We start from the raw sequence: 24,112 nt of genomic DNA on the forward strand, positions 1-24,112 counted from the left end.
GGATGACCGCGCCCCGTGCCCTGGGGTTACTGGATCCGGCCTGCGCGCCGCAGAACCCGGTCCGCGCGGTCGGCCGCGGCGGTCATCAGTTCCTCGACATCGCCGCCCGCGGCGGCCTCGGCGATCGCGGCGGACAGGATGTCACCGACCTCGGACCATTCCGGGATCTGGGGCATGATGTCGGATTCCTTCAGGCTCTCCCATGCGGCGGCCTGGATGCCGTCATTGGCGGCGTTCACCTCCGGGTCCTGCAAGGACGAGATATGGGTGACCACGTTGTTGATGATGGTCTTGCCGCCCACCTCGCGTTCGATGGCGTTGGCCTTGTCCATCTCGGGGTTGGACAGCCATTTCAGGAACTCCCAGGCCGCTTCCTGGTTCTCGGAATACTCCGAGATCGAGAAGGGCATAGAGATCGCATAGGTCTTGGTCACGCCCTTATAGGAGGGCATGCCCGTGAAGCCGACCTGGTCCTTGGTCAGGGTGGAGCTGTCGGGGTTGTAGAAGCCGGAATAGGCCCACCACCACACCGGCATCATCGCCGAGTTGCCTTGCATGAAGGACTGCCGCGCGTCCTGCTCGACGAAGGCGAGCGAGTTGGGGTTGGTGATCTGGTGGACGGTGTGCAGCTCGATATAGTCCTTAGTGGCCTGAATGCCTTCGGGCGTGGCCCAGGCGGCGGTGCCGTCCTCGTTGAAGATATCCGCCCCGGCGGCCCACAGGAAGTTGAGCCAGATGAACAGGTTCTGCCGGTTGCCGTCATTGTTGTAGTAGAGCGCGAGCGGCGCGATGTCGGGGTTGGTTTCCTTCAGCTCCTTGCCGATCCGGATCACGTCCTCCCAGGTCTCGGGCGGCTCGGGGATCAGGTCCTTGCGATAGAACATCAGCTGCGGATGGGCGCGCAGCGGGAAGCCCAGAGTCTCGCCCTCGAACTGCGCCGAGCGGGCGAAGGCCGCGGGGTAGCGGTCCATGGAGATCCCGTCACGGGCCATCAACTCGTCGATCCGCTTGAGCCAGTGGGCGTTGGGCGGTCCCCAGCTGTCGAGGTAGTTGACCACATCGAAGGTGCCGTTGGCGGCGATGCCTTCGGCATTGATCTTCTCCTGCAGGGAGCCGAAGGGGATGAAGGTCCACTCGGTCTCGATGCCGGTCAGCTCGGTGAACTCCTCGTCCCGCAGCATCAGCCCGTCGAATTGCGGGGTGACCACGCTGAGGATGTTGAGGGTGGTGCCTTCGAAGGGCTTGCCCGGCAGCAGGTTGTATTTGCCGAGCTCTTCAGCCGAGACCGTGACCGGGGCCATGGCGACAAGGGCCGCGGTCGCGACCGTGGCCAAAAAGGTTCTCTTGCGCATCTCTTCCTCCCGTTGCGACGCGTTATTGGCTCGACTATACCCATCTTGAATACGCATTCAACAGGCATCTAAATCACGAGTCTGCCAGCCCACGCCGACGCGCGCGCCGGCACGGGGCAGCCACAGGAGACCAGAACCATGAGACCGAACAAGCTGCGAACGCTGCTGGCGCAAGACACGCCGATCGTGAATGCCTGGCTGTCGATCCCGTCGGGATACGTGGCCGAGGGGGCGGGGCACCAGGGGTTCGACAGCGTGACCGTGGACCTGCAACACGGGCTGATCGGGTTCGAGACCGCGGTCAGCATGCTCCAGGCGATTTCGGCCACGGAGGCGGTGCCGCTGGTGCGGTCGCCGTCGAAGGCGCCGGAGGTGATCATGCATCTGCTGGATGCGGGCGCCTACGGGGTGATCTGTCCAATGATCTCCACCCCGGAGGAGGCCGCGGCCTTCGTCGCGGCCTGTCGCTATCCGCCGCAGGGCAGCCGGTCTTTCGGTCCGGCACGCGGCAAGCTCTATGGCGGGCCGGATTACTTCGAGGCGGCCAATGCCGAGATCCTGGCCATTCCGATGATCGAGACCGCCGAGGCCGTGGACAGGATCGAGGCCATCCTCGCCGTGCCCGGTGTCGACATGATCTATGTCGGGCCAAACGACCTGGCGCTCGACCTGGGCGAGGGGCCGGGGGCGGAGTGGCATCCAAGGGCCACCACCGACGCCATTGCCCATGTGCTGGACCGGGCGCGCGCCGCCGGGGTGGCCACGGGTATCTTCTGCGGCGATGGAGCCCTGTCGCGCCAGCGGCTGGCGGAGGGGTTCGACCTGGTCACCCCGGGCAATGATTTCAACCTGCTGATGGGGGCCATGTCGGCCGCGATCGCCGAAACCCGCCGACCCTGATCGGCGCTCTGCGGCCAGGGATATTGCACCCGTGCCGCGCAGGGGTCATAACCCGGGCCACGGTCACCGGAGAGCACCCATGCAGAACTACCTGGATTTCGAGAAACCTCTGGCCGAGATCGAAGGCAAGGCCGAGGAGCTGCGGGCCGTGGCGCGCAAGTCCGGCAAGATGGATATCGAGAAGGAGGTCTCGGCGCTTGACCGCAAGGCGGCGCAGCTTCTGGGGGACCTCTATGCGGACCTGACGCCCTGGCAGAAATGCCTGGTGGCGCGGCATCCCGAGCGGCCCCATTGCAAGGACTATATCGACGGGCTGTTCGAGGAATACACGCCCCTGGCCGGGGATCGGAATTTTGCCGACGATCATGCGGTGATGGGCGGGCTGGCACGGTTCAACGACACGCCGGTGATGGTGATCGGGCATGAGAAGGGCCATGACACCAAGACCCGGATCGAACGGAATTTCGGCATGGCCCGGCCCGAAGGCTATCGCAAGGCGATCCGGCTGATGGACATGGCGCACCGGTTCGGCCTGCCGGTGATCACGCTGGTGGACACGCCCGGGGCCTATCCCGGCAAGGGCGCCGAGGAACGCGGGCAGTCCGAGGCCATCGCGCGCGCCACGGAGAAATGCCTGCAGATCGGCGTACCGCTGATCTCGGTGGTGATTGGCGAGGGCGGATCGGGCGGGGCGGTGGCCTTTGCCACGGCCAACCGGGTCGCGATGCTGGAACACTCGATCTATTCGGTGATCTCGCCCGAGGGCTGTGCGTCGATCCTGTGGAAGGATGCCGACAAGATGAAGGAAGCCGCCGAGGCCCTGCGCCTGACCGCGCAGGATTTGCAGTCGCTTGGCGTGGTGGACCGGGTGGTGCCGGAGCCCGTGGGCGGCGCCCAGCGCAACAAGGACGAGATGATCGCCCGGGTCGGTAAGGCCCTGGCGGGGATGCTGGGCGATCTGCACGGGCGCAGTCCGGCGGAGCTGGTCAGCGACCGGCGCAAGAAATTCCTGGCCATGGGGACCAAGGGCCTGGCGGCCTGAGCCATGGCATTGTTGCACGCAAGGGGAGGTGCTCATGGGACGTCTGATGGCTATGCTGGTGCTGCTCGCGACGGTGATCGCGGTGCCTGATCGCGCGCCCGCGGAGACCGCGACGCTGGAGGTCACCGTCGGCTACCGGGAGCGGATCGCCCTGCCCCCCGGCGCGCAGTTGGAGGTCGAGCTGCTCGACACCTCGCTTATGGATGTGGCGGCCACGCGGATCGCGTCGCAGCGGGTGGTGATGACGGGCGTGCCGATGAGCTTGTCCCTGCCCTATGACCCGGCGGTGATCGACCCGCGGATGACCTATACGGTGTCCGCCCGGCTGTTCAGCGGGCGCGAGGTGATCTTTCGCAGCACCCAGGCCTATCCGGTGCTGACCCGGGGGGCCGGGTCCGAGGTCGAGATCACCTTGGAGCAGGCTCGCAGGGCCGTGCCGGAGCCGACCCTGACCGGGACACTCTGGACCGTGACGGAGGTGGACGGGGCCCCGGCGCGCTTGCCGCGCCCGCCGACGCTGGAGCTGACCGAGGACGGGGCGGCGGCGGTGTTCGCCGGGTGCAACCGGCTGGCGGGCCGCGCCGAGATCGGGCCGGGCACGCTGTCCTTCCCGGGGCCGATGGCGGGCACGATGATGGCCTGTCCGGAGCCCGAATCCCTGTGGGAGCGGGACATGATCGCCGCGCTGGAGGCCGTGCGACGCTACGAGATGGAGGGCGAGATGCTGCGCCTTCTGGATGCCGATGGGGCCGTGCGCATCCGCCTGCGCCCCTAGCCTCAGACGCTGGGCGTGCGCCCGCAAGCCTCGAATTCAGCGACAGCCGGGGCCGCGCCGTCCAGCGAGAAGCCGACGGAGGCGGCGCCGAGCAGCCCTGTCGCCGTGGTGTTTTCCGCAAGGCCGCGCAGCACGTTGCCGAAGCCCCGATCCGTGACCGTGAGCGCGCGGCCTGCCTGTGACAGCACATGGCGATCGGTGGAGATCGTCAGGCCCTGCCCGCCCTCGAACCGCAGGGCGAAGACCGGCCCGCTGGGCCAGGGCTCCGGCGCGGTGAGGGTGATGGTGTAGGTCGGCCCGGCCGGGTCGTAGGTCAGGCGCACCTCCGCCCCGGGTTCGGCATGCTCCAGCGTGCACAGGGGGCCATCGGTTCCGGCCTCCCACCCCAGGGCGGTGGTGGGAAGCAACAAGAGAAGGGGCAGGATCAGGCGCATGGGTATGAGATAGGCGGGATGCCCCGCGCGGCGAGGGGCGGTCATGGGGGTGCGGGGCCGAACAGGGCCGCGCGCGCCCCGGTGATCCGCGCCCACATCTGGTCGCCATGGGAAAAGTGCCACCATTCGGTGGGGTTGTTGGCCAGCCCCTCCCCCGCCATCAGCCAGAAGAGCAGGCGGCGGTTATCGCGGGCCTCCAACGCCGAGAAGGACATCGCGTCGTCGGTCGCCTCGAACGCGTCGGTGTTGGACAGGGCGGTGACGTCGTCGAAGATCGAGCCCATGAAGAGATGCGCGCCGCTGGCGCTGTCCCGCAGGGTCAGGTCCACCGCGCCACCGGTCGCATGGGGCGGGGGCGAGGCCGGGTCGATCCGCCCGCCAGGCGCGCCCTTCGCCCAGTAGCGGGTGACTTCGGCCTGCAGCGCCGCAGCGTCCAACTCGGGCCGCGCCCGGCGCAGGTAATCGGGCATCCAGTGGTCGTGGAAATGGTTTTGCACGGCGATGGGGCGCCAGGCATCGAACACCCAAATCTCCAGCCCGTAGGCCGCAAGGCGGTCGTTCACCCGCGCGAGACGCTGGGCGACGGAGCGCCGGGCGCGCAGGGCCGGGATGCTGCCGGTGATGTCGGCATGGTAGGGCGGGTTATGGGTCGCGTGGTAGTGGTTGGCCCCGGCGACCCCGTACTCCGCCAGATCGACCATCGGGTCGGCATGGAGTGCATGGGCCTGGTCGATCGGATGGGCGCGGTAATCGCCCTTGCGCGCGGTGGCGATGGCGACCTCGGCGGCGAGGGGCCGCGCGCGCAGCGCGGCAAGCGGACCGTCGGAAAGGCGCAGGGGGCGGGCGGGGCTCATGGCGGCCAGACTGGGTGGAGATGCCGCCGATTGCAACTCCGCGCTTGACCCGCCGCGGCGCAGACCGCCATATCCGGGCCAACGCGCGAGACCGGAGGACCCCCATGAGCCGCATCGTCTATGTCAACGGAGACTACCTGCCCGAGGAAGACGCGAAGATCTCGGTCTTCGACCGCGGGTTCCTGTTCGCGGACGGGGTCTATGAAGTGACCAGCGTACTCGGCGGCAAGTTGATCGATTTCGAGGGGCACGCGAAGCGGCTGGAGCGGTCCCTGTCGGAGCTGGACATGCCCGCGCCGGTCACCATGGACGCGTTGCTGGAGATCCACCGGGAGCTGGTCGCGCGCAACGAGGTGCACGAGGGGCTTGTCTACCTTCAGGTGACGCGGGGCGCGGCGGATCGGGATTTCGCCTATCCTGCCGAACCCAAACCATCGCTGGTGCTCTTCACCCAGACCAAGACGCTCGCCGATGCGCCGGTGGCGAAGACCGGGATCAAGGTCATCTCGATCGAGGATCAGCGCTGGGGCCGCCGGGACATCAAGACCGTGCAGCTGCTCTATCCGTCCATGGGCAAGATGATGGCCAAGGCCGCCGGGGTCGATGACGCCTGGATGGTGGAGGACGGCGCCGTGACCGAGGGCACATCCAACAACGCCTATATCGTGACCAAGGCCGGCACCATCGTGACCCGACACCTGGGCAACGAGATCCTGCACGGGATCACCCGCGCCGCCGTGCTGCGGTTTGCCCGCGAGGCGCAGATGGCCGTGGAAGAGCGTTCCTTCACCATCGAGGAGGCCAAGGACGCGGCGGAGGCCTTCATCACTTCGGCTTCGACCTTCGTGATGCCTGTGGTGGAGCTGGACGGGGCGCAGATCGGGGACGGCACGCCCGGCCCGGTCGCCACGCGGCTGCGGGAAATCTATCTCGAAGAGAGCCTGAAGAAGGCGGTCTGACCCACGCTACGCCCCTGTCCAACGGGGGCGCGGTCGTGCCATGACTGAGCCCATGGCGCGATTCACCATCGAACAGATCCGGACCTTCCTCGCGGTCGTGCGGCTGGGCAGCTTGCACCGGGCCGCGGCGGCGGCGGGTCTGACCCAGCCTGCGGTGACCGCGCGGATCAAGAACCTGGAACATGCCCTGTCCTGTGCCCTGTTCGAGCGGACCTCGGGGGGGCTGAAACTGACCAAGCGGGGCGAGTTGCTGGTCGCCCATGCGGAGAAGTTCGAACACCTGGTCGAACTGGTCCAACGCGATGTGGTGGACCCGGCGGGGCTGGAGGGGCGGCTGCGGATCGGTGCGTCGGAAACCGTGGCGGCATGTTGGCTGCCGGAGCTGGTCTCCCGTCTGCACGGGGCCTATCCCAAGCTGGAGATCGAGCTGAAGGTGGACGTGTCCAGCGACCTGCGGGAGGCGTTGATCAATCGCGAGATCGATCTGGCGATCCTGTTGGGCCCGATTTCTGAATACTCGGTCGACAACATCCTGCTGCCCGGCTTCGATCTGGCCTGGTACACCGCCGCCTCCGGGCGCCGGGTGGCGGATGAGACCAGCTACCTGATGCGGCCCGTGCTGACCTATGCCCGCAACACCCGCCCCTACCGGGAGTTGAAGGCGCAGCTCTTCGAGCGGGTGGGGCCGGATGCGTCGCTGTTCCCGTCCTCGTCGCTCTCGGCCTGTTTTCGGCTGGTGGCGGCGGATATGGGGGTCGCGGCCCTGCCCCGGTCCCTGGGCGAGACTCATGTGCGGGCCGGGCGCATCCGGGAGTTCGATCCCGGCTGGGTGCCGAGCCCGTTGCAGTTCACCGCGTCCTTCGTCAGCGAACCCAAGAGCCACCTGACCGAGACCGCCGCGGCCTTGGCGTTGGAGGTGTCGACGGACTACGCCGAGCAACATGGGTAATAAACCAAATTTATCGCCAAGGGTAAAATTATTCGATTTGATTTTATGCCCTGGCCCGCGCACTGTCGTCATGTCACGGGGGAGGTCGGCATTTACCAAACGCTCAAGCACAAGCCCCTCGCCGAGGTCCGGGCCGCGATCCGTGCGGGGCAGTACTGCTCCCACACGGCGGGGCTGGGCAAGGGGTTCCTGCAAGCCAACCTGGCAATCATGCCGGAGGCCTATGCGCTGGACTTCATGCGGTATTGCCAGCGCAACCCGAAACCCTGCCCCCTGAGCGGTGTGTCGGACACCGGCAATCCGATGATGACCACCATGGGCGGGCAGATCGACATCCGCACGGATGTGCCGGCCTACAACATCTATCGCGACGGACGGCTGGCAGGGTCTGTGACGGATATTCGCGACCTCTGGCAAGACGACTTCGTGGCCTTCGCGTTGGGATGCTCGTTCACCTTCGAGCACGCGCTGCAACAGGCGGGCATCGCGCTGTGGCATATCGACAATGACAAGACCGTGCCGATGTACCGCTCGGGCATCGACACGGTGCCCGCGGGCCCGTTCCGGGGCAAGATGGTGGTGTCCATGCGCGCGATCCCCGAGGACCGGGTCGCCGAGGCGGTGGAGATCTCGCGCCGCTTTCCGCTCGCCCATGGCGCACCGGTCCATTGGGGCGATCCCGCGGGGCTGGGCATAACCGATCTGGCCCGCCCAGACTGGGGCGATCCGGTGCCCGTGCCCGAGGGGCATGTGCCGGTCTTCTGGGCCTGCGGCGTGACCCCGCAAGTGGCGCTGGAGGCCGCCTCCATGCCCATCTGCATCACCCACAAACCCGGTCACATGCTGATCAGCGACATCCCCGAGGATGCCGAGATTCCGATCCTGCGACCGCAAGACCAACATACATCTCAGACCCAACAAGGAGAGACCCATGACACGCACGCTTAGCCTTCTGGCCCTCACAACCGCGCTGGCCACGCCGGCCTTCGCCGAAGAACTGTCCGTGGTCGGCAGCTGGTCCGGCCTGCCGCTGCACAAGCAATACGAGGCGCCGTTCTGGGGCGAGACCCTGCCCGCGGCCTCGGGGGGCGAGATCACCGTGGCGTTGACCACGCACAACCAGATGAACCTCGGGGTGGGTGATGTTTTCCGCCTGCTTGGGGACGGAGTGTATGACGTGGCGATGACCGTGGCGGATTATGCCGTGGCCGATGCGCCCGAGCTCGAAGGGCTGGATGTGCCGCTGCTGGCGCTGACGGCGGACGAGGCGCGCGCCATGGTCGACGCGGCCCGCCCGATGGTCGACGACATCTACGCCGCCCGGTTCAACAGCAAGGTTCTGGCCATCGCGCCCTACCCGCCGCAGGTGGTGTTCTGCAACGCCGAGGTGTCGGAGTTGGCGGACCTTGAGGGGCTGAAGGTGCGTGCCTCCGGCCGGATGACGGCGAAATTCCTCGAAGCGCTGGGAGCCGAGGGCGTGAATGTCAGTTTCTCGGAAGTGCCCGGCGCGCTGCAGAAGGGCGTGGTGGATTGTGCCGTGACCGGGGCTGGATCGGGCTATTCGGCGGGCTGGTGGGAAGTGTCCACACACCTGATGGCGATCCCGCTGGGTGGCTGGGACAGCGTGGTGACGGCCATGAACATGGACCGCTGGAACAGCCTGAGCGCCGAGAAGCAGGAGCTGATCATGTCCCAGGTGCAGGCGGAGTTCGAAGCCCCGGCCTGGGCCAGCGCGCAGGATGCCCTGGTCAATGACATCGCCTGCCTGACCGGCAACGGGGAGTGCCCCTCCGGCGAGGCGCGGGACATGACGCTGGTCGAAGTGTCGGATGCGGATTTCGAGAAGGCACGCGGCGTGCTGGTCGGTGAAGTTCTCCCCGACTGGGCGGAGCGTGCGGGCGGCGACTGGGCCGAGCGCTGGAATGCCAGTGTCGGCAGCGTCGTCGGTGTGAGCATCGGCGGCTGAGGCCCGCCCCCCGGGGGATCCCATGGAAGAGAGCCTGCTGCACATTCTGCGCCGCCTGAACCGCGGCATCGCGCTCGCCACGGGCGTGGTGCTGATGGGCTGCGCCGCGATCGTCCTGGCGGATATCGTGCTGCGGCAAATGGGGTCCTCCTTCGGCGGGACGGACGAGATCTCGGGCTACGTGATGGCCATTGCCACCTCCTGGGGGATGGCCTTCACCCTGCTGGAGCTGGGCCATGTGCGCATCGACATCCTGCGCGGCCGCGCGGGCCAGCGCGCCCGCGCCTTTTTCGACCTGTTCTCGATGCTGGTTCTGACGGGCACGGTGACGCTGATCGCGTACAAGTGCTGGCCCGTGGTCGCACGGTCACTGGCCAACGACTCACGGGCCAACACGCCGCTGGAAACCCCGCTGGCCTGGGTGCAGATCCCGTGGTTCGCGGGCTGGGTGTGGTTCGCGATTGTCGCCTGGCTGACCTTTGTCGCGGCGGCCATGCTGGTGATGAAGGGGCGTTTCGAGACCGCGGATGAAGCCATCGGCTGCTTCGGGGAAGAGGATCTGGCGAAATGATCTGGGCCATTTCCGCGGGGCTTCTGGGGCTGCTGGCGCTGTCGATCCCGGTGGGGATCGTGCTGTTCCTGCTGGGCTTCGGGGTGGATGCGTTCTTCAGCCCCTTTCCGCTGATCCGGGGGCTTGGCAACCTGGTCTGGTCGACCTCGAACAATGCCACTCTGATCGCGATCCCGTTCTTCGTGCTTCTGGGCGAGATCCTTGTACGCTCTGGCATCGCGACGCGGACCTATTCCGCGCTGGACCGCTGGGTCAGCTGGCTGCCCGGCGGGCTGGTGCATGCCAACGTGGCCACGGCCACCATGTTCTCGGCCACCTCCGGCTCGTCGGTCGCCACGGCGGCCACGGTCGCCACGGTCGCCATGCCACAGGCGGAGAAGCTGGGGTATGACCCGCGGCTCTTTTCCGGGGCGATCGCGGCGGGCGGCACGCTGGGCATCATGATCCCGCCATCGATCAACCTGATCGTTTACGGGTTCCTGACCCAGACCTCGATCCCGCAGCTATTCCTTGCCGGGCTCGTGCCGGGCATCGCGCTGGCGCTGGGGTTCATGGCGATCACGGTGGTGATCTGCCTGATCCGCCCCGAACTTGGCGGGCTGCGCCGGACCTTTCCCTTCCCCGAGATGCTGCGCGCGCTCTTGCAGCTGATCCCGATCATCCTGCTTTTCACGGTCATCATCGGCACGATCTACAAAGGGTGGGCCACCCCGACCGAGGCCGCCGCCGTGGGCGTGGCCGGCGCGGTGGTGATCGCGGCGCTCTTCGGCGGGGTGAGCGTAAAGATGTTCGCGGACAGTATCCTCGGCACCATCAAGATCACGTCCATGATCATGCTGGTGGTCATCGCCGCCTCGTTCCTGAACTTCACGCTGGCCTCGGCGGGGCTGGGACGGGAGCTGCAATCCCTGCTGGACGGTCTGGGCCTCACGCCCACCGGACTGATCCTGGTGGTGGTGCTGATCTATATCGTGCTGGGTTTCTTCATCGAGACGCTGTCGCTCATGGTGGTGACGATCCCGATCATCGTGCCGCTGGTGGTCGCACAGGGGTTCGATCCGATCTGGTTCGGCATCCTGATGATCGTGCTGATCGAGATGGCCCTGATTACGCCGCCGGTTGGTCTGAACCTCTATGTGGTGCAGGGGGCGCGCAAATCCGGGAAGATGAGCGAAGTGATGGTGGGCGCGATCCCTTACGTGATCGCCATGCTGATCATGGTCGGCCTGTTGATCCTGTTTCCGTCCATCGCCCTTTATCTTCCATCTGTGCTGAGCGGGAGCTGACCCATGCGTTTCGACACCCCCACCGGGCCCCTGGAGGTCACCCTGAGCGCCGCCCACGTGGCGGGCTGGACCGGGCGCGACCGGGCGGCGGTGGACCACCATATCGCCGAGCTGGCCGAGATCGGGGTGCCGCCGCCCTCGGACGTGCCGCTTTACTACCGTGTGGCGCGCGACCTGCTGACCCAGGCGGAGGAGGTTCAGGTGCTGGGCCCCGATACCTCGGGCGAGGTGGAGCCACTGATCCTGCGCGTGGACGGGGCGCTGTGGCTGGGGCTGGCCTCCGACCATACGGACCGGGCGTTAGAGGCGGTTTCGGTCGCCGCGTCGAAGCAGATCTGCGCCAAGCCGGTGGGCCGGGGCCTCTGGCCCCTGGCGGAGGTGGAGAGCCATCTCGACCAGCTACGCCTGACCTGCGACATCGAAGAGGGTGGCGATTGGGTGCGATACCAGGAGGGCACGCTCGCCAGCATCCGCCCCCTGCCCGAGCTGATCGCGGGCGCGGGGCTTGGCGAGGGGGCGGCGATGCTCTGCGGGACGCTGGCGGCCAAGGGCGGTGTGCGCCCGGCGGCACGGTACCGGATGTCTCTGATCGACCCGGTGCGGGACCGCGCGCTGTCGCTGGCCTACGCGGTCACGACCCTGCCGGTGGTGGCCTGACGCCTGCCGCGGGTCCGGCTTGTGGCGGCGGGAGTTCACCGTTACCGTTTTGCACAACGCATTGAAAACCAGCGGGGATCGGTCATGACCTGGAAACTTCACACGCTTGCCATCGCTTCACTCGGACTCAGCGCCTTGGTCACCCCGGCGCTCGCCGCGGATTGGAAGTTCAACAACGGGTTGCCCGAGGGTCGAAGCGAATCCCAGCAGCTCGACCAGTTCGCCGCGGATGTGGCCGAGCTGACCGAGGGCCGGGTCAATATCGACGTGTTCCATGGCGGGTCGCTCAACCTCAAGAACGAGGATGTGGTGCGCTGGCTGCCCCAGGGCGCGGTGGAGATGGGTCTTGTCTGGGCGAATTACCTGGGCCGTGACGCGCCCGCGCTGAACGCGGTGCTGGTGCAGGGGTCGGTCGGCAGCCCGGAGGAGTTGATCACCGTCCTGCCGGAAATCCAGGAGATCTATGCCGAGGAACTGGCGGAATGGGGCATCGTGCCGGCGGGCTACATGGCGTTGCCGCTCTTGCAGGCGTCGATCTTCTGCAAGGGCGAGCCGGTGCGCACCCTCGACGATCTGCGCACCAAGAAGCTGCGCGTCTGGAGCGGCGACCAGGTGGAGACCTTCACCAAGCTTGGCGTGGCGGCCCAGATCGTCGGGCAAACCGAGCTTTACGTGGCACTGCAGACCGGCGTGGTGGACTGCGCGGTGTACCCGGCGCTTTTTGCACACACGATCTCGCTGCATGAGGTGACGGATTATGCCTCCTACCTCTATCCGGTGGCGGGCGTGCCCTATGTGCTGGGTGTGAGCGCGGGTGCCTGGGAAGACCTGAGCGACGCGGATCGCGCGGCGATCACCACCGCCGCGGACCGGGTGTGGGAGCGCACCAACGCCTATGAGGCCGCCGAGGAGAACGAGATGGCCGCGCGGGCCAAGCTGGAAGAACAGGGGCTTGAATTCCTGGAGCCGTTCTCGGACGAGGACCGGGCGGCCTTCCTCGAAGCGGCCTCCGCCACCTGGGCGGAACTGGCCGAAGAGGCGGGCGGAAACGCCCCGGCCTACCGGCAGCGGATGCTCGACGCGCTCGGGCGCTGAGCATGGCCGAGCCGCGCCTGGTGCGCCTGGCCCGGCACCTTGAGCGCGGGGTGACGCCGATCTGCCAGGCACTCGCCCTGCTGGGCGCCGTGGCGGGCAGCGCCATTGTCGGTCTGATCGGCGCCAGCGTGGCCATGCGCCATATCGCCAACGCGCCCTTCCGGTTCACCGAGGAGCTGGTGGGGCTGTTGATGACCGCGGCATTTTTCCTGGTGCTGCCGCTCGTGACATTGAAATCCGAGCATGTGCAGGTGCGCATCCTGCTCAACGCCCTGCCGGAGCGGATCGCGTGGGTCGTGACCGGGCTGGCCGCGCTGTTCGGCATCATTTTCTGTGCGTGGCTGTTCTGGCTCTCGATCCCCTGGTTCGAGTTCGCCTTCGCCCGCACCATCAAGACCGAGGTGGCGCGGCTGCTGCTCTGGCCGTGGATGGCGCTGTTGCCGGTGTCTATGATATTGACTGCGCTGGCCTTCGCGATCCGGGGGGCGGTCCGCGACTGATGGCGGGGTTCTGGAGCGTTTTTCTGGGCGGATTGCTGGCCTTTGCCGGCTCGGGTCTGGCGCTGGGGGCCGCGCTCGGCCTGACGGGGCTTCTGATCCTGCACTTCGTCGCCAACGGCGCCACCTTCGTGGCGGTGGACGCGGTGTGGAATGTGCTGAATTCCTTCACGCTGAGCGCGATACCGCTCTTCATCATCCTCGGCGAGATCATGCTGCGCTCCGGCGTCAGCGCACGGATTTATTCCGCCCTGTCGCCGGTGTTCATGCGGGTGCCGGGCGGGTTGCTGCACACGAATGTGGCGGTCTGTACGCTCTTCGGGGCGGTCAGCGGATCGAGCCTGTCGACCGCCGCCGCCGTGGGGTCGGTCGCCTATCCCGAGATGACGCGGCGGGGCTATGATCGCCGGACGGTGGTGGGGTCGCTGGCGGGGGGCGGGACGCTGGGGCTGCTGATCCCACCGAGCCTGTCGCTGCTGATCTTCGGGGCGCTGACGGAGACGTCCATCGGGCAGCTGTTCCTCGCCGGGCTCGTGCCGGGGCTGCTTTTTGCGGCGATGTTCATGGTCTATATCTACCTTCGCTGCCGGATCACGCCAAGCCTCGCCCCGGCAGAGGCCGCCCGCCCCCCGGGCCGCGAGATCCTGCGCGGGGTGCTGGGTCTGTGGCCCTTCCTGCTGCTGATCCTGTCGATCATGGGCAGCATCACCCTGGGCTTTGCCACGCCGACCGAGGCTGCGGGGATCGGCGTGATCGCCACCATCATCATCGGGCGGCTGTGGGGCACGCTGACCCTGCGGGCGCTGGCCGAGGCGGTTTATGCCGCGATCCGGCTCTATGGTGCCATCGCTTTCGTGGTCATCGGGGCGACGATCCTCGCGCAAGCGGTCAGCCTGCTTGGCGTACCACAAGCGATCCTGGAAACGGTGCGCGCCTCGGATCTGGGCCCGCTCGCGGTTCTGGCGGTCGTGGTGCTGGTCTACCTGGTGCTGGGCTGCTTTTTCGATGGGCTGTCCCTGATGATCATGACATTGCCCATCGTTTTCCCGCTGCTCACGGGTTTGGGGTATGACGCTATCTGGCTCGGGGTGATCATCACCATCCTGATCGAGATCGGCCAAGTCACGCCGCCTGTGGGACTGAACCTGTCGGTGCTGGTCTCGGTCACCAAGAACGCGGTGTCCCTGGGCGAGGCGGCGAAGGCCACGGTGCCCTATTGGCTGATTCTGCTGGCGGGGGTGGCGATCCTGACCGCCCTGCCGGCGCTGGCGCTGTTCCTGCCCGGGGCGCTGATGTAGCTGTGCCGTCCGCTCGGTCGAGGGCAGCGACGGGAAGCGGGTAAGCGTTCGGGATGGCGCGGTCCTGCAAGGTCAGGGGCACGCGCCACTAAGGTATCCCTGGCGAGGGGCGGTCCCGCAGGTTTGCGTCCGTTCGAGCGCAAGATGCCCGAACGGACGCAAGACCCTCGGTCGGAGGGGCGTATCAGACGGTCGCGCCCTTGTTGCGGATCGCGCAGCCCAGGGTGCCGGCGACCATGCCCACCACCACCGCGACGACCGCGTCGAGCAGGTAGATGTTGTCGAGCGTGAAGCCGGCGAAGATCAGGGTCTCGACCACTCCGACAACACCGCCCAAGATCGCAGCGAGCCGCCAGTTCCGGGTCATCATGCCCAGGGCCAGCCCGAGAATTCCGGGCAGGCTGAGGGCGTTTCCGCCGATGGTTCCAAGAAGATCGAGCATCACAATGGCCTCTTGTTACGGGTTTTCCGACAGCTTGCGCCTGCGCGTCAGTCTGCCGGAGCTGTGTCCAGATAGTTGCGCAGACGGGAGGTGTTGCTTGCCAGCGGCTCGTCGGCATGGCTGGCCATCGGCCCTGCCAGTTCGCGGGTGATGCGCTGGTATTCCTCCAGGTGACCGGGCGGCAGGCTGTGCGCGATGCCCTGGTGACAATCGATGCAGGTCATGCCGGTGTCGATGGCCCTCTGGTGTTCAACCGCGGCACGGTTTTCCTGCAGGGTGAAGTCCATGTATTCGAACTCGTGGCAGTTGCGGCACTCCCGGCTGTTGGATTTCTTCATCTTCGTCCAGACGGCCGACGCCATGGCCAGGCGGTGCTCCTCGTAATCCTCGGGGGTCGAGATCGTCCCCACGATTTCGTGGTAGACATCCTTCACCGCGATGATCTTGGCCTTCATCTTGTGGTTCCATTCCTTTGGCACGTGGCAGTCCGCACAGACCGCCCGCACCCCGGAGTGGTTGTTGTAATGGATCGTCTCGCGGTACTCGCCCAGATTGGTTTCCATGGTGTGGCAGGAGACACAGAACTCTTCCTTGTTCGTTGCCTCCAGCGTCCAGTGAAAGCCGCCCCAGAACAGGATACCTGCAACGAAGCCGCCGATCAGGACGAAGCCCACGCTGAAAACCGTGGTGGGGAGCCAGAACCGGTCCCAAAGCCCCATGAGCCCTTTGCGACGCGGATCTTTTTCGGGGGAATCTGCCATTTCGGGTGTTCCTTTCGTGCTCTCGCCTCAGCGAACCGTCGGGGAGGACGGCTCGAACAGGTTTTCGACCAGGGCGGGCGCGTTGGCCTGCGGCACATGGCATTGGTTGCAGAAGTACCGGGTGCCCGCGATGTGATCGAGCTCGTTGCCGTCGCGGTCCAGGTAGTGGGTCATGGACAGGGTGGGCGCACCGCGCTCCCCCGCCTTGGTCCAGTCATGACAGGTCAGGCACTGGTTGGTGCGCAGATCGATCTGGTACTGGCTGATGGTGTGGGGGATCAGGGGCGGCTGCTGGCGGTAGTTCCGCTGCATCCGGGTCTCGATCTGTCCGTGGTTCTTGTCGAGATGGACGGGTTCGTCGACCTCGGCGCCCCGGAGGGTAATCACCTCGGCTTGCTGGGCCATGGCCAGACCGCCGAAAACGAGGATCGTTGTCAGGGCGGCGAGGCCCAGTGTGACCGGCTTTCTCATTGGGGCACTCCTTTGCGTGTCATGCGATGCGCCCCGCGGGCGCAGTCAGGGGGTCAGGGCGGTCGTCGACACGGTCGTCGAACCGGTGAGTGAAATTGAAAACGTCCATGGCGCAGACATCGATGCAGCGGCCACAATTGGTGCAGTCGGGCGACAGGATCAGCGGGCTGGAGCCGGGCTTGCCCTTGAGCGCGGGCGAGATGACCTGCTGTTCCGGGCAGACGGCGTAGCAGTCCATGCAGTCGTCGCAGGCGCTGCGCTGCGCGGCGCTGATGCGCACGACGCTCTTGTGGCCCAACAGCCCGTAGAAGGCACCGACCGGGCAGACATGGCCGCACCAGCCCCGGCGCGACACCACGAGGTCGAAGACGAAGATCGCCGCCACCATGCCCCAGGCCGCGCCCATCCCGAAGACGAGACCGCGATGGACCATGGTCACGGGGTTGACCAGTTCCCAGGCGACCGTTCCGGCGAGGGCCGACACGAGCAGCGCGGTGGCCATGACCCACAGCCGGGTCTGGCGCTTGGGCTGCCAGCCTTTGGAGAGGCCCAGTTTGACGTGCAGCCAATGGGCCGCGTCCGTTACCGGGTTGATCGGGCAGACCCAGGAACAATAGACCCGCCCGCCCAGGACCGCGTAGACCCCCAGAACGATCAGCGCACCGACGAGGGCCGAGGTCGCGGGCAGATGCCCGGCCACGAGGCTTTGCAGCGCGATGAACGGATCGGTCAGCGGCAGCACGCCCAAGGTCAGCGACCCCGCGAGCGTGCCCTGCACGATCCAGATCCCGAACCACGGGCCGAGCAGGAAGAGCATCAGGAAAAACAGCTGGCTCGTCCGACGCAGCAACAGGTAGCGGTTAGCGCCGATCCAGCCCTTCTTCTGCCGGGCCTCCAGCCCGACAGGCATCCGGGTGCGCGCGCTCATTGCCCCGTCCCCGGCAGCTTGAAGGCAGGCTCGAACCCGCCCGGCGTGGCGAGATTGTCGGTGCCCGGTCCGGGCAGACGATCCGGCAGGTCGATGATCCCTTCGACCACCGGGCCGCCCTTGGCGTCCTTTTCCTCCCAGCCCTTGCGGTAATGCTCGGCCGGGGTAGCGCGGGCCATGCGCAGGGGCAGGACCTTGATCGCGGCTTCGGGCAGAACACAGCTTTTCTCGCACATCCCGCAGCCGGTGCAGTGATCCGCGTGGACCGTGGGGATGAACATGGCATGGTGACCGGAGCGCGTGTTGTGCGACACGTCGAGGGTGATCGCCTCGTCGATCACAGGGCAAACCCGGTAGCAGACATCGCAGCGCAACCCCTGGAAGTTGAGGCAGTTTTCCTGATCCACCAGCACGGCCGTGCCCATCCGCGCGTCATCGATATCATCGAGCGCCGGATCGAGCGCCCCGGTGGGACAGGCCGCGACACAGGGAATGTCCTCGCACATCTCGCAGGGCACGTCGCGCGCAATGAAATAAGGCGTGCCGGTTGCCGGGCCGTCGCTGCCGAGCTCGGCGAGGACGAGCGTGTCATAGGGACATTCCCGCACGCAGAGCCCGCAGCGGATGCAGGCCGACAGGAAAGCGGCCTCCGCCAGGGCCCCGGGGGGCCGCAGCGCCTGGGCCGGCAGAGCCCGGGCATCCCGGGCCAGCCAGGCCAGGCCGCCGCCTGCGAGCATGCAGCCGCCTGCCATGCGCGCCGCATCCTTGAGGAAACGACGGCGATCGGGCGATATGTCGGGCACCGACATGGGACCTCTCCGTGACGCGCCTCAGGCCCGTTCCACCTTGCAGGCGCATTTCTTGAAGTCGGTCTCTTTCGAGAGCGGGCAGGTCGCATCGAGCGTCAACTGGTTGATCAGCTGGCCCTCGTCGAACCACGGCACGAACACGAGGCCTTGCGGCACCTTGTTCCGGCCCCGGGTCTCGACCCGGCTGAGCATGTCCCCGCGCCGGGTGGAGATGTTGATCTCCTGTCCGCGCCGCAACCCGCGCGCCTTCGCATCCTCGGGGTGCATGTAGACCACGGCCGCCGGATAGGCCCGGTGCAACTCGGGCACACGCCGAGTCATCGACCCCGAATGCCAGTGCTCCAGCACCCGGCCTGTGCAGAGCCACAGGTCGAACTCGGCATCCGGCACTTCGGGCGCAGGCTCGTAGGGGGCGTAGATGATCTTCGCCTTGCCGTCGCTGTGGCCATAGAACCGGACGCCCTCGCCTTCGGGCACATAGGGGTCGTAGCCCTCGCGGAAGCGGTACAGGGTTTCCTGGCCGTCCACCACGGGCCAACGCAAGCCGCGCGACTGGTGGTAGGTCTCGAAAGACGCCAGGTCATGGGCCTTGCCGCGGCCGAAACCGGCATATTCCTCGAACAGGCCCTTCTGCACGTAATAGCCGAAATGCTCGGACTCGTCGTTGTCGAACCCTTCGGCGGTCTCCGACAGCGGGTACTTGTCCACCTTGCCGTTGGCAAAGAGCACGTCGTACATGGTCTTGCCGCGATGCTCGGGCATCTTGGCGAGCAATTCCTCGCCCCAGACCTCTTCGATGGTGAACCGCTTGGAGAATTCCATCAGTTGCCAGAGGTCGGATTTTGCCTCGCCCGGGGCCTTGACCTGCTGGCGCCAGAACTGGGTCCGGCGCTCCGCATTGCCATAGGCGCCTTCCTTTTCAACCCACATGGCCGTGGGCAGGATCAGGTCGGCCGACATGGTGGTGACGGTCGGATAGGGGTCGGACACGGTGATGAAGTTTTCCGGGTTGCGATAGCCCGGATAGCCTTCTTCGTTCATGTTCGGCGCGGCCTGCATGTTGTTGTTGCACTGCACCCAGTAGGCGTTCAGATCGCCATCCTTGAGCTTGCGGTGCTGCAACACGGCGTGGAAGCCGGGCTTGGCGGGGATGGTCCCCTCGGGCAGGTTCCACTTCTTTTCGGTCAGGGCGCGGTGCGCGTCGTTCATCACGACCATGTCCGCAGGCAGGCGATGGGCAAAGGTGCCGACCTCGCGGGCGGTGCCGCAGGCCGAGGGCTGCCCGGTCAGCGAGAAGGGCGAATTGCCCGGCTCGGAGATTTTGCCCACCAAGAGATGCACGTTGTACATCAGCGAGTTGACCCAGGAGCCGCGAGTGTGCTGGTTGAAGCCCATGGTCCAAAGGCTCATCACCTTGCGGTTGGGGTCGGCGTATTGCTCGGCCAGCTTCTCCAGCTGCGCGGCGGGCACGCCCGAAAGCTCGGAAACCTTGTCGACCGTGTATTCGGCGACGCTGGCGGCGTACTCGTCGAAGCTGATCGGTTCCAGCTTGCCGGAATTGGGATTCTCCGCTTCCTGTTGCAGGGCGTGTTCATCCCGCAAGCCGTACCCGATATCCGTCGCGGTCTTGGTGATGTTGACGTGCTTGGACATGAAGTCCTCGTTCACGCGCCCGGTCGAAATGATGTAGTTCGCGATGTAGTTCAGGATCGCGAGATCGGTCTGCGGCGCGAACACCATGCCGTTATCGGCAAGCTCGAACGAGCGGTGCTCGTAGGTGGACAGCACATGCACCTCGGAGCCCGGCTTGGTCAGGCGGGTGTCGGTGAGGCGCGACCAGAGGATCGGGTGCATCTCGGCCATGTTGGAGCCCCAGAGCACAAAGGTATCCGCATGCTCGAAGTCATCGTAGCAGCCCATCGGCTCGTCGATGCCGAAGGTGCGCATGAAGCCGACCACGGCGGAGGCCATGCAGTGCCGCGCGTTCGGATCGATGTTGTTGGAGCGGAAACCGGCCTTCATCAGCTTGGCGGCGGCATAGCCTTCCCAGACGGTCCACTGGCCCGAGCCGAACATGCCGACACTGGTCGGCCCCTTCTTGGCCAGCGCTTCTTTCCACTTCTGCGCCATCACGTCGAAGGCCTCGTCCCAGGACACCGGCTCGAACGTGCCGTTCTTGTCGTAGACGCCATTGGTCTTGCGCAGCAGGGGCATCGTCAGGCGGTCTTCGCCGTACATGATCTTGGACAGGAAATAGCCCTTGATGCAGTTCAACCCGCGGTTCACCGGGGCGTCCGGGTCACCTTGGGTAGCGACCACGCGGCCTTCCTTGGTGCCCACCAGCACCGAGCAGCCGGTGCCGCAGAACCGGCAGGCTGCCTTGTCCCAGCGGATGCCCGTCGAGATGGCCTGGGCTTCGGCGGCGGTGCCATTGGCCAGCGGGATCCCCGCAGCGGAAGCGGTCGCAGCCGCGGCGCTGGCCTTAAGGAATGTCCGGCGAGAGTCAGAGATGGTCATGGGTCTGGGCTCCGGATTGAGTGGGGCTGGAAAGCGGAGCCTGCGCCGGGGTGTCGGTCAGGTCCTCGAAATGGTGATAGGTCAGGGTGACGGACAGAACGCCGGGGATCTGGTGCAGGGCCATGATCGTCTCGGATGCGCGCAGCGACGGCGTGTCCTCGACGACGACGACGAAGCGGCCTTCGTCAGACCGGCCGTGGATCTCCACGCCATCCATGGCAAGCATGTCCTCGGCACATCCATCGACCCGATCGGGTGCGGCGTGCACAAGGCAACCACAAACATTCATGCGACGTCCTCCCGTCCGTTTTGTTGAGTTTTGGTGAGCTGGAGTGCTCCGACTGGGCAGCTTGCTACGCATTCGCCACAGCCTACACATTGATCGAGATCAATCTCAGCGAGCGCGCGACCTCCTGTCATCAATCGGAAGCTGATCGCGCGCGCATCGCAGCTGTCCTGACAGGCCCGGCAGGACACGCCCTGCTGCGACAGGCAGGCCGAGGATGCCTCGGCGCGCCAGGGCCAGTCGTCCACCCGGGCGAGATCGAGCGCGTCCGTCGGACAGACCTCGGCACAGATCCCGCAGAAGGTGCAGGCGCCTTGCGCGGGCGAAAGTTGCGGTCGCCCGCCCTCGTCCAGAACCAGCACGTTTTCCGGGCAGGCCTTCTGGCAAAGGTCGCAATTCCGACACAGGTCGAGGAAGTGATCCGGGTGCGCGCCGGGGGGGCGGATCGCGTTCGAGTCGTCGCAAAGGGTGGCTCGGCGCAGAAACCCGCGCCGACTGACCTGTTGGGTCATGTCGCTTCCTAGGTATTTTTTCCGTGCGATTCCCGCGCGTTCCGCCCGAGTTATCGCTATCATTCAACCTTAGCGCGTAAAAAACTTCCATGTCGTTGGCGCAAATTGACGCGCAAAGCTGACATTTAATCTGTCAGAAAAATATGACTTTCAAATAAGGGTTTAGGGTCGCCAGAAGGCAGGGCAAATGGGCGGAACCAGGCCGCGGCAGACGGCGTCCCGCATCCACCTGCGCGGGTACTTCCCCGATTCGGGCGAGCAAGGCACCTTGCGCCGGTCGATGGCAAATTCCGCTTTGCGGTCCCGCGGGACACCGGGCGCCCTGCGCCAAAATGCCCACCCGCCCCGCGGCAAAGGAGACACGCTTGACGTTTGTTAAGGACAGATTCGACTTGCCCGGCGAAGCTTCTGAGCATGAAAAACGGAGTGATCTCAGGGCTGACTCGGCGCCGGTTTCTCGCGCTTTCCGCGGGCGCCTTGTGCGGCGCGAGCAGCGTTGCCGCGGCAAGCCGACCCGTGACGCGTTGGCAGGGCACGGCCCTTGGCGCCGATGCCTCCGCGCAACTCGTGGGCCTGGACCCTGCAAGCGCGTCCGACATCCTGGTCGGGCTGCAGCGGGAGTTGCGGCGGCTTGAAACCCTGTTCAGCCTCTACCGGCCCGAATCCCAGGTTTCGCGGCTGAACCGGGAGGGTCGACTGGATGCGCCCGCGCCCGAGCTTCTGGAGGTTCTGGCCCAATGCGATGCGTTGCACCGGGGAACCGGGGGGGCGTTCGATCCGACCACGCAGCCACTTTTCGCGACCTTTGCGCAGGCGGCGGCGGCCGGGCGGACCCCTTCGGGCGACGAGGTCGCACGGGCCCGCGCCGCGGTCGGCTGGCACCATCTGAGGATCGGCACCGACAGCGTAGCGTTCGCAAGGCCCGGCGGGCAGCTGACGCTCAACGGGATCGCGCAGGGCTATATCAGCGACCGAATCGCTGCCTGGCTGCGGGACCGGGGTTTGACCGACATCCTGCTTGAGGCGGGCGAAATCGTCGCCCTGGGCCACGGGCCGGACGCAACGCCCTGGCGCTGCCGTATCGCGGATGCCGCCGGCACCTCGCGCCGCGAGCTCCGCTTGCGGGATCGGGCGATCGCCACATCCGCCCCGGATGCCATGACGCTTGCGGGCGCACGCCACATCTTCGATCCGGCCAGCGGACGCAGTGCCGACAGGGGGCGTATGACTTCCGTGTCGGCCCCGGCCGCGATGCTGGCAGACGGGCTGTCCACGGCCCTGTGCGTTCTGCCGCCGGAGAGCCATGCCACCGTCATCGCCCGGTTTCCCGGTGCGCGTGTCGAGTTTGCCACCTGAAGCCACCACACCCGAGCAATATAGGAGGACCCCATGCTCATCAGAACGATCACAACCACCGCCGTCCTGGCCGTGCTTGCCCTTCCGGCCCTGGCCGAAGGCGACCCGGAAGCCGGAGAGAAGGTGTTCAACAAGTGCAAGGCCTGCCATGCTCTTGGCGCCGATGCCAAGAACAAGGTCGGGCCGGTCCTGAACGGGATCATCGGCGCGCCCGCCGGCCAGGTCCCGGACTTCAAGTATTCCGACGTGTTGTTGGAGATGGCCGCCGACGGGCTGGTCTGGGACGAAGCCAACCTGGCCGCCTACCTGACCAAGCCGCGCGACTTCATGAAAGGCACCAAGATGTCTTTTGCCGGTCTGCGCAAGGAAGCGGATGTCCAGAACGTCCTGGCGTACATCGCAAGCTACGAGTGACCTTGATCCGGGCGGACGCTCAACGGCGTCCGTCCGCCTCGTCCATCAGGCGGCGGATCCATTTGCCCGTGGCCCAGGCCGCGGGAATGCCCAGAAGCAACCCCGCCAGGACAGCGGCCACCGGGGACAATTCCTGGATCCCGAAGACCCGCCCCATCAATGCAAGCATGAAGAGGTTGACCGCGACGGCCCCGGCCGCCAGCGGATAAAGCAGCACGGCCAGTTTCCAGACCGGCCAGGGCGCATCGGAAGAGTTCTGTGCGTTCATGCCGCGACCTCCGCGATCTCGCTGGCCTGCAGTTCGCGCGCGATCAGGTGCACGATACCCGGCGTCGTCCCGACGGTCGGCAGAACCAGCCCGGCGAAATGGCTTTGGGCAATGGCTTCGGGAACATCGCCCATGGCGTGACCGGCGTTGGTGGCGAAGCCCGGCAGGCAGATCGCCGGTCCAGGCACCATCGCCAGCACATCGGCCAGGTAAGGCGCCTGTTCGAGATAGGCGGGAATGACCATGCGCAGGTCGGTCAGATCGGTGATATCGCGCGCCAGCCCCGCCGCCCAAGCCTCGGGGATCGGCCCGCGGGCCGATCCGTGCGCAGCCAGGACCACGGTGGTCTCGGACGGGGTCAGCCCGGCCTCGGCCATCGCCGCGGTCAGCATCTGGGCGCAATGGAACCGGAACCCCGGCACCTGTCCCAAGGGCGTCAGGACGCGGGTTCCGGCGCGGCCGATCGCGGCAAGGCAGTCGGGCAGGATCCGGCGGATGATCCAGCCGTCACACATGAAGACAGGAAAGACCACCGCCTCGGGCGAGAGCCCGTCGAACGCCCGCTCCAGCGCGCCGGGGGCAGCCACGGTCGCCCCCCGCACGCGCCAGCCGGGCAATTCGGCGGCCACGTCGCGGGCGAGCTGCTGCAGCGCCAGCTCCGTGGGTTCGGGGTCGGACGGTGCCCCGTGAGCGATCAGCACGGCCTCCGGCAT

28 protein-coding genes are annotated in these 24,112 nt (G+C 66.5%); 15 read left to right on the forward strand and 13 right to left on the reverse strand.

The window, feature by feature from the left end; translation table 11 throughout:
- Window positions 1-26: 26 nt before the first annotated feature.
- Window positions 27-1,352: an ABC transporter substrate-binding protein gene (locus tag DSHI_RS15940; RefSeq protein WP_157865350.1), complete on the reverse strand. Its 1,326-nt coding sequence runs from the start codon at window positions 1,350-1,352 to the stop codon at window positions 27-29.
- Window positions 1,353-1,490: 138 nt separating this feature from the next.
- Here DSHI_RS15940 and DSHI_RS15945 point away from each other — a divergent pair, with 138 nt between their 5' ends.
- From DSHI_RS15945 to DSHI_RS15955, 3 genes are all read left to right on the forward strand, one after another.
- Window positions 1,491-2,252, forward strand: a complete 762-nt coding sequence (locus DSHI_RS15945; protein WP_012179805.1) for an HpcH/HpaI aldolase family protein — start codon at window positions 1,491-1,493, stop codon at window positions 2,250-2,252.
- A gap of 79 nt (window positions 2,253-2,331) precedes the next feature.
- Window positions 2,332-3,294 (forward strand): acetyl-CoA carboxylase carboxyltransferase subunit alpha, encoded by a 963-nt coding sequence (locus tag DSHI_RS15950; RefSeq protein ID WP_012179806.1) that lies wholly within the window; start codon window positions 2,332-2,334, stop codon window positions 3,292-3,294.
- Window positions 3,295-3,328: 34 nt separating this feature from the next.
- A complete protein-coding gene (locus DSHI_RS15955; RefSeq protein WP_012179807.1) occupies window positions 3,329-4,069 on the forward strand; it encodes a YbaY family lipoprotein in 741 nt (246 codons plus the stop codon).
- Between the two features lie 2 nt (window positions 4,070-4,071).
- Here DSHI_RS15955 and DSHI_RS15960 read toward each other — a convergent pair whose 3' ends face one another.
- Together DSHI_RS15960 and DSHI_RS15965 are read right to left on the reverse strand one after the other, a co-directional pair.
- Window positions 4,072-4,548 carry a hypothetical protein gene (locus DSHI_RS15960; RefSeq protein ID WP_012179808.1) on the reverse strand — a complete coding sequence of 159 codons (477 nt, stop codon included), beginning with the start codon at window positions 4,546-4,548 and terminating at the stop codon, window positions 4,072-4,074.
- Window positions 4,545-5,357 (reverse strand): M15 family metallopeptidase, encoded by an 813-nt coding sequence (locus DSHI_RS15965; protein WP_012179809.1) that lies wholly within the window; start codon window positions 5,355-5,357, stop codon window positions 4,545-4,547. The genes DSHI_RS15960 and DSHI_RS15965 overlap by 4 nt, the downstream gene beginning before the upstream one ends.
- A gap of 104 nt (window positions 5,358-5,461) precedes the next feature.
- Between DSHI_RS15965 and DSHI_RS15970 the strand changes: the two genes are divergently transcribed.
- The 10 genes from DSHI_RS15970 to DSHI_RS16015 all read left to right on the forward strand — a co-directional run bounded on the left by DSHI_RS15970 (window position 5,462) and on the right by DSHI_RS16015 (window position 14,635).
- Window positions 5,462-6,316 carry a D-amino-acid transaminase gene (locus DSHI_RS15970; RefSeq protein ID WP_012179810.1) on the forward strand — a complete coding sequence of 285 codons (855 nt, stop codon included), beginning with the start codon at window positions 5,462-5,464 and terminating at the stop codon, window positions 6,314-6,316.
- Between the two features lie 52 nt (window positions 6,317-6,368).
- Entirely contained in the window at window positions 6,369-7,265 is an 897-nt protein-coding gene (locus DSHI_RS15975) for a LysR family transcriptional regulator (protein ID WP_044028069.1), read from the forward strand.
- A gap of 45 nt (window positions 7,266-7,310) precedes the next feature.
- Window positions 7,311-8,213 carry a putative hydro-lyase gene (locus DSHI_RS15980; RefSeq protein ID WP_012179812.1) on the forward strand — a complete coding sequence of 301 codons (903 nt, stop codon included), beginning with the start codon at window positions 7,311-7,313 and terminating at the stop codon, window positions 8,211-8,213.
- Complete coding sequence (locus DSHI_RS15985) at window positions 8,197-9,231, forward strand: TRAP transporter substrate-binding protein (protein ID WP_012179813.1); 1,035 nt, start codon at window positions 8,197-8,199, stop codon at window positions 9,229-9,231. The genes DSHI_RS15980 and DSHI_RS15985 overlap by 17 nt, the downstream gene beginning before the upstream one ends.
- 22 nt (window positions 9,232-9,253) lie before the next feature.
- Window positions 9,254-9,802, forward strand: a complete 549-nt coding sequence (locus DSHI_RS15990; RefSeq protein WP_012179814.1) for a TRAP transporter small permease subunit — start codon at window positions 9,254-9,256, stop codon at window positions 9,800-9,802.
- Window positions 9,799-11,088, forward strand: coding sequence for a TRAP transporter large permease (locus tag DSHI_RS15995; protein ID WP_012179815.1), 1,290 nt, complete (start codon window positions 9,799-9,801; stop codon window positions 11,086-11,088). The genes DSHI_RS15990 and DSHI_RS15995 overlap by 4 nt, the downstream gene beginning before the upstream one ends.
- Window positions 11,089-11,091: 3 nt before the next feature.
- Window positions 11,092-11,745 carry a DUF2848 domain-containing protein gene (locus DSHI_RS16000; RefSeq protein ID WP_012179816.1) on the forward strand — a complete coding sequence of 218 codons (654 nt, stop codon included), beginning with the start codon at window positions 11,092-11,094 and terminating at the stop codon, window positions 11,743-11,745.
- An 84-nt stretch (window positions 11,746-11,829) separates the two neighbouring features.
- Window positions 11,830-12,840 carry a TRAP transporter substrate-binding protein DctP gene (dctP, locus tag DSHI_RS16005; RefSeq protein ID WP_012179817.1) on the forward strand — a complete coding sequence of 337 codons (1,011 nt, stop codon included), beginning with the start codon at window positions 11,830-11,832 and terminating at the stop codon, window positions 12,838-12,840.
- 2 nt (window positions 12,841-12,842) lie between these two features.
- Complete coding sequence (locus tag DSHI_RS16010; protein WP_012179818.1) at window positions 12,843-13,340, forward strand: TRAP transporter small permease; 498 nt, start codon at window positions 12,843-12,845, stop codon at window positions 13,338-13,340.
- Entirely contained in the window at window positions 13,340-14,635 is a 1,296-nt protein-coding gene (locus tag DSHI_RS16015) for a TRAP transporter large permease (protein WP_012179819.1), read from the forward strand. The genes DSHI_RS16010 and DSHI_RS16015 overlap by 1 nt, the downstream gene beginning before the upstream one ends.
- Window positions 14,636-14,819: 184 nt before the next feature.
- Here DSHI_RS16015 and DSHI_RS16020 read toward each other — a convergent pair whose 3' ends face one another.
- The 8 genes from DSHI_RS16020 to napF are packed head-to-tail and all read right to left on the reverse strand — an operon-like array spanning window position 14,820 to window position 21,361.
- Window positions 14,820-15,077: a hypothetical protein gene (locus DSHI_RS16020; protein ID WP_012179820.1), complete on the reverse strand. Its 258-nt coding sequence runs from the start codon at window positions 15,075-15,077 to the stop codon at window positions 14,820-14,822.
- 47 nt (window positions 15,078-15,124) lie between these two features.
- Entirely contained in the window at window positions 15,125-15,838 is a 714-nt protein-coding gene (locus DSHI_RS16025; protein ID WP_012179821.1) for a NapC/NirT family cytochrome c, read from the reverse strand.
- Between the two features lie 27 nt (window positions 15,839-15,865).
- Window positions 15,866-16,309 carry a nitrate reductase cytochrome c-type subunit gene (locus DSHI_RS16030; RefSeq protein WP_012179822.1) on the reverse strand — a complete coding sequence of 148 codons (444 nt, stop codon included), beginning with the start codon at window positions 16,307-16,309 and terminating at the stop codon, window positions 15,866-15,868.
- 19 nt (window positions 16,310-16,328) lie between these two features.
- Window positions 16,329-17,237, reverse strand: a complete 909-nt coding sequence (gene napH, locus DSHI_RS16035) for a quinol dehydrogenase ferredoxin subunit NapH (protein WP_012179823.1) — start codon at window positions 17,235-17,237, stop codon at window positions 16,329-16,331.
- The gene (gene napG / locus DSHI_RS16040; protein WP_012179824.1) at window positions 17,234-18,046 is read right to left on the reverse strand and encodes a ferredoxin-type protein NapG; all 813 of its coding nucleotides are present in this window, start codon (window positions 18,044-18,046) and stop codon (window positions 17,234-17,236) included. The genes napH and napG overlap by 4 nt, the downstream gene beginning before the upstream one ends.
- A gap of 21 nt (window positions 18,047-18,067) precedes the next feature.
- Window positions 18,068-20,563, reverse strand: a complete 2,496-nt coding sequence (napA, locus tag DSHI_RS16045) for a nitrate reductase catalytic subunit NapA (protein WP_012179825.1) — start codon at window positions 20,561-20,563, stop codon at window positions 18,068-18,070.
- The gene (locus DSHI_RS16050) at window positions 20,550-20,852 is read right to left on the reverse strand and encodes a chaperone NapD (RefSeq protein ID WP_012179826.1); all 303 of its coding nucleotides are present in this window, start codon (window positions 20,850-20,852) and stop codon (window positions 20,550-20,552) included. Before DSHI_RS16050 ends, napA begins: the two co-directional genes overlap by 14 nt.
- A complete protein-coding gene (napF, locus tag DSHI_RS16055) occupies window positions 20,849-21,361 on the reverse strand; it encodes a ferredoxin-type protein NapF (RefSeq protein WP_012179827.1) in 513 nt (170 codons plus the stop codon). Before napF ends, DSHI_RS16050 begins: the two co-directional genes overlap by 4 nt.
- Window positions 21,362-21,877: 516 nt before the next feature.
- Here napF and DSHI_RS16060 point away from each other — a divergent pair.
- Window positions 21,878-22,717 carry an FAD:protein FMN transferase gene (locus DSHI_RS16060; protein ID WP_245533020.1) on the forward strand — a complete coding sequence of 280 codons (840 nt, stop codon included), beginning with the start codon at window positions 21,878-21,880 and terminating at the stop codon, window positions 22,715-22,717.
- Window positions 22,718-22,750: 33 nt separating this feature from the next.
- Entirely contained in the window at window positions 22,751-23,131 is a 381-nt protein-coding gene (locus tag DSHI_RS16065) for a c-type cytochrome (RefSeq protein WP_012179829.1), read from the forward strand.
- Between the two features lie 19 nt (window positions 23,132-23,150).
- Here the strand turns inward: DSHI_RS16065 and DSHI_RS16070 are convergent, their stop codons facing one another.
- Window positions 23,151-23,399 (reverse strand): hypothetical protein, encoded by a 249-nt coding sequence (locus tag DSHI_RS16070; protein WP_012179830.1) that lies wholly within the window; start codon window positions 23,397-23,399, stop codon window positions 23,151-23,153.
- On the reverse strand, window positions 23,396-24,112 hold the full coding sequence (locus DSHI_RS16075; protein WP_012179831.1) for a sirohydrochlorin chelatase: 717 nt from the start codon (window positions 24,110-24,112) through the stop codon (window positions 23,396-23,398). The genes DSHI_RS16070 and DSHI_RS16075 overlap by 4 nt, the downstream gene beginning before the upstream one ends.

The organism is Dinoroseobacter shibae DFL 12 = DSM 16493, assembly GCF_000018145.1.
Taxonomy (GTDB): domain Bacteria; phylum Pseudomonadota; class Alphaproteobacteria; order Rhodobacterales; family Rhodobacteraceae; genus Dinoroseobacter; species Dinoroseobacter shibae.

What these genes read in the sequence shown, in the direction of transcription:
- DSHI_RS15940 (WP_157865350.1), bottom strand. Translation starts at nt 1,352, where the DNA reads ATGCGCAAGAGAACCTTTTTGGCCACGGTCGCGACCGCGGCCCTTGTC.
- DSHI_RS15945 (WP_012179805.1), top strand. Translation starts at nt 1,491, where the DNA reads ATGAGACCGAACAAGCTGCGAACGCTGCTGGCGCAAGACACGCCGATC.
- DSHI_RS15950 (WP_012179806.1), top strand. Translation starts at nt 2,332, where the DNA reads ATGCAGAACTACCTGGATTTCGAGAAACCTCTGGCCGAGATCGAAGGC.
- DSHI_RS15955 (WP_012179807.1), top strand. Translation starts at nt 3,329, where the DNA reads ATGGGACGTCTGATGGCTATGCTGGTGCTGCTCGCGACGGTGATCGCG.
- DSHI_RS15960 (WP_012179808.1), bottom strand. Translation starts at nt 4,548, where the DNA reads ATGACCGCCCCTCGCCGCGCGGGGCATCCCGCCTATCTCATACCCATG.
- DSHI_RS15965 (WP_012179809.1), bottom strand. Translation starts at nt 5,357, where the DNA reads ATGAGCCCCGCCCGCCCCCTGCGCCTTTCCGACGGTCCGCTTGCCGCG.
- DSHI_RS15970 (WP_012179810.1), top strand. Translation starts at nt 5,462, where the DNA reads ATGAGCCGCATCGTCTATGTCAACGGAGACTACCTGCCCGAGGAAGAC.
- DSHI_RS15975 (WP_044028069.1), top strand. Translation starts at nt 6,369, where the DNA reads ATGGCGCGATTCACCATCGAACAGATCCGGACCTTCCTCGCGGTCGTG.
- DSHI_RS15980 (WP_012179812.1), top strand. Translation starts at nt 7,311, where the DNA reads ATGCCCTGGCCCGCGCACTGTCGTCATGTCACGGGGGAGGTCGGCATT.
- DSHI_RS15985 (WP_012179813.1), top strand. Translation starts at nt 8,197, where the DNA reads ATGACACGCACGCTTAGCCTTCTGGCCCTCACAACCGCGCTGGCCACG.
- DSHI_RS15990 (WP_012179814.1), top strand. Translation starts at nt 9,254, where the DNA reads ATGGAAGAGAGCCTGCTGCACATTCTGCGCCGCCTGAACCGCGGCATC.
- DSHI_RS15995 (WP_012179815.1), top strand. Translation starts at nt 9,799, where the DNA reads ATGATCTGGGCCATTTCCGCGGGGCTTCTGGGGCTGCTGGCGCTGTCG.
- DSHI_RS16000 (WP_012179816.1), top strand. Translation starts at nt 11,092, where the DNA reads ATGCGTTTCGACACCCCCACCGGGCCCCTGGAGGTCACCCTGAGCGCC.
- dctP (WP_012179817.1), top strand. Translation starts at nt 11,830, where the DNA reads ATGACCTGGAAACTTCACACGCTTGCCATCGCTTCACTCGGACTCAGC.
- DSHI_RS16010 (WP_012179818.1), top strand. Translation starts at nt 12,843, where the DNA reads ATGGCCGAGCCGCGCCTGGTGCGCCTGGCCCGGCACCTTGAGCGCGGG.
- DSHI_RS16015 (WP_012179819.1), top strand. Translation starts at nt 13,340, where the DNA reads ATGGCGGGGTTCTGGAGCGTTTTTCTGGGCGGATTGCTGGCCTTTGCC.
- DSHI_RS16020 (WP_012179820.1), bottom strand. Translation starts at nt 15,077, where the DNA reads ATGCTCGATCTTCTTGGAACCATCGGCGGAAACGCCCTCAGCCTGCCC.
- DSHI_RS16025 (WP_012179821.1), bottom strand. Translation starts at nt 15,838, where the DNA reads ATGGCAGATTCCCCCGAAAAAGATCCGCGTCGCAAAGGGCTCATGGGG.
- DSHI_RS16030 (WP_012179822.1), bottom strand. Translation starts at nt 16,309, where the DNA reads ATGAGAAAGCCGGTCACACTGGGCCTCGCCGCCCTGACAACGATCCTC.
- napH (WP_012179823.1), bottom strand. Translation starts at nt 17,237, where the DNA reads ATGAGCGCGCGCACCCGGATGCCTGTCGGGCTGGAGGCCCGGCAGAAG.
- napG (WP_012179824.1), bottom strand. Translation starts at nt 18,046, where the DNA reads ATGTCGGTGCCCGACATATCGCCCGATCGCCGTCGTTTCCTCAAGGAT.
- napA (WP_012179825.1), bottom strand. Translation starts at nt 20,563, where the DNA reads ATGACCATCTCTGACTCTCGCCGGACATTCCTTAAGGCCAGCGCCGCG.
- DSHI_RS16050 (WP_012179826.1), bottom strand. Translation starts at nt 20,852, where the DNA reads ATGAATGTTTGTGGTTGCCTTGTGCACGCCGCACCCGATCGGGTCGAT.
- napF (WP_012179827.1), bottom strand. Translation starts at nt 21,361, where the DNA reads ATGACCCAACAGGTCAGTCGGCGCGGGTTTCTGCGCCGAGCCACCCTT.
- DSHI_RS16065 (WP_012179829.1), top strand. Translation starts at nt 22,751, where the DNA reads ATGCTCATCAGAACGATCACAACCACCGCCGTCCTGGCCGTGCTTGCC.
- DSHI_RS16070 (WP_012179830.1), bottom strand. Translation starts at nt 23,399, where the DNA reads ATGAACGCACAGAACTCTTCCGATGCGCCCTGGCCGGTCTGGAAACTG.
- DSHI_RS16075 (WP_012179831.1), bottom strand. Translation starts at nt 24,112, where the DNA reads ATGCCGGAGGCCGTGCTGATCGCTCACGGGGCACCGTCCGACCCCGAA.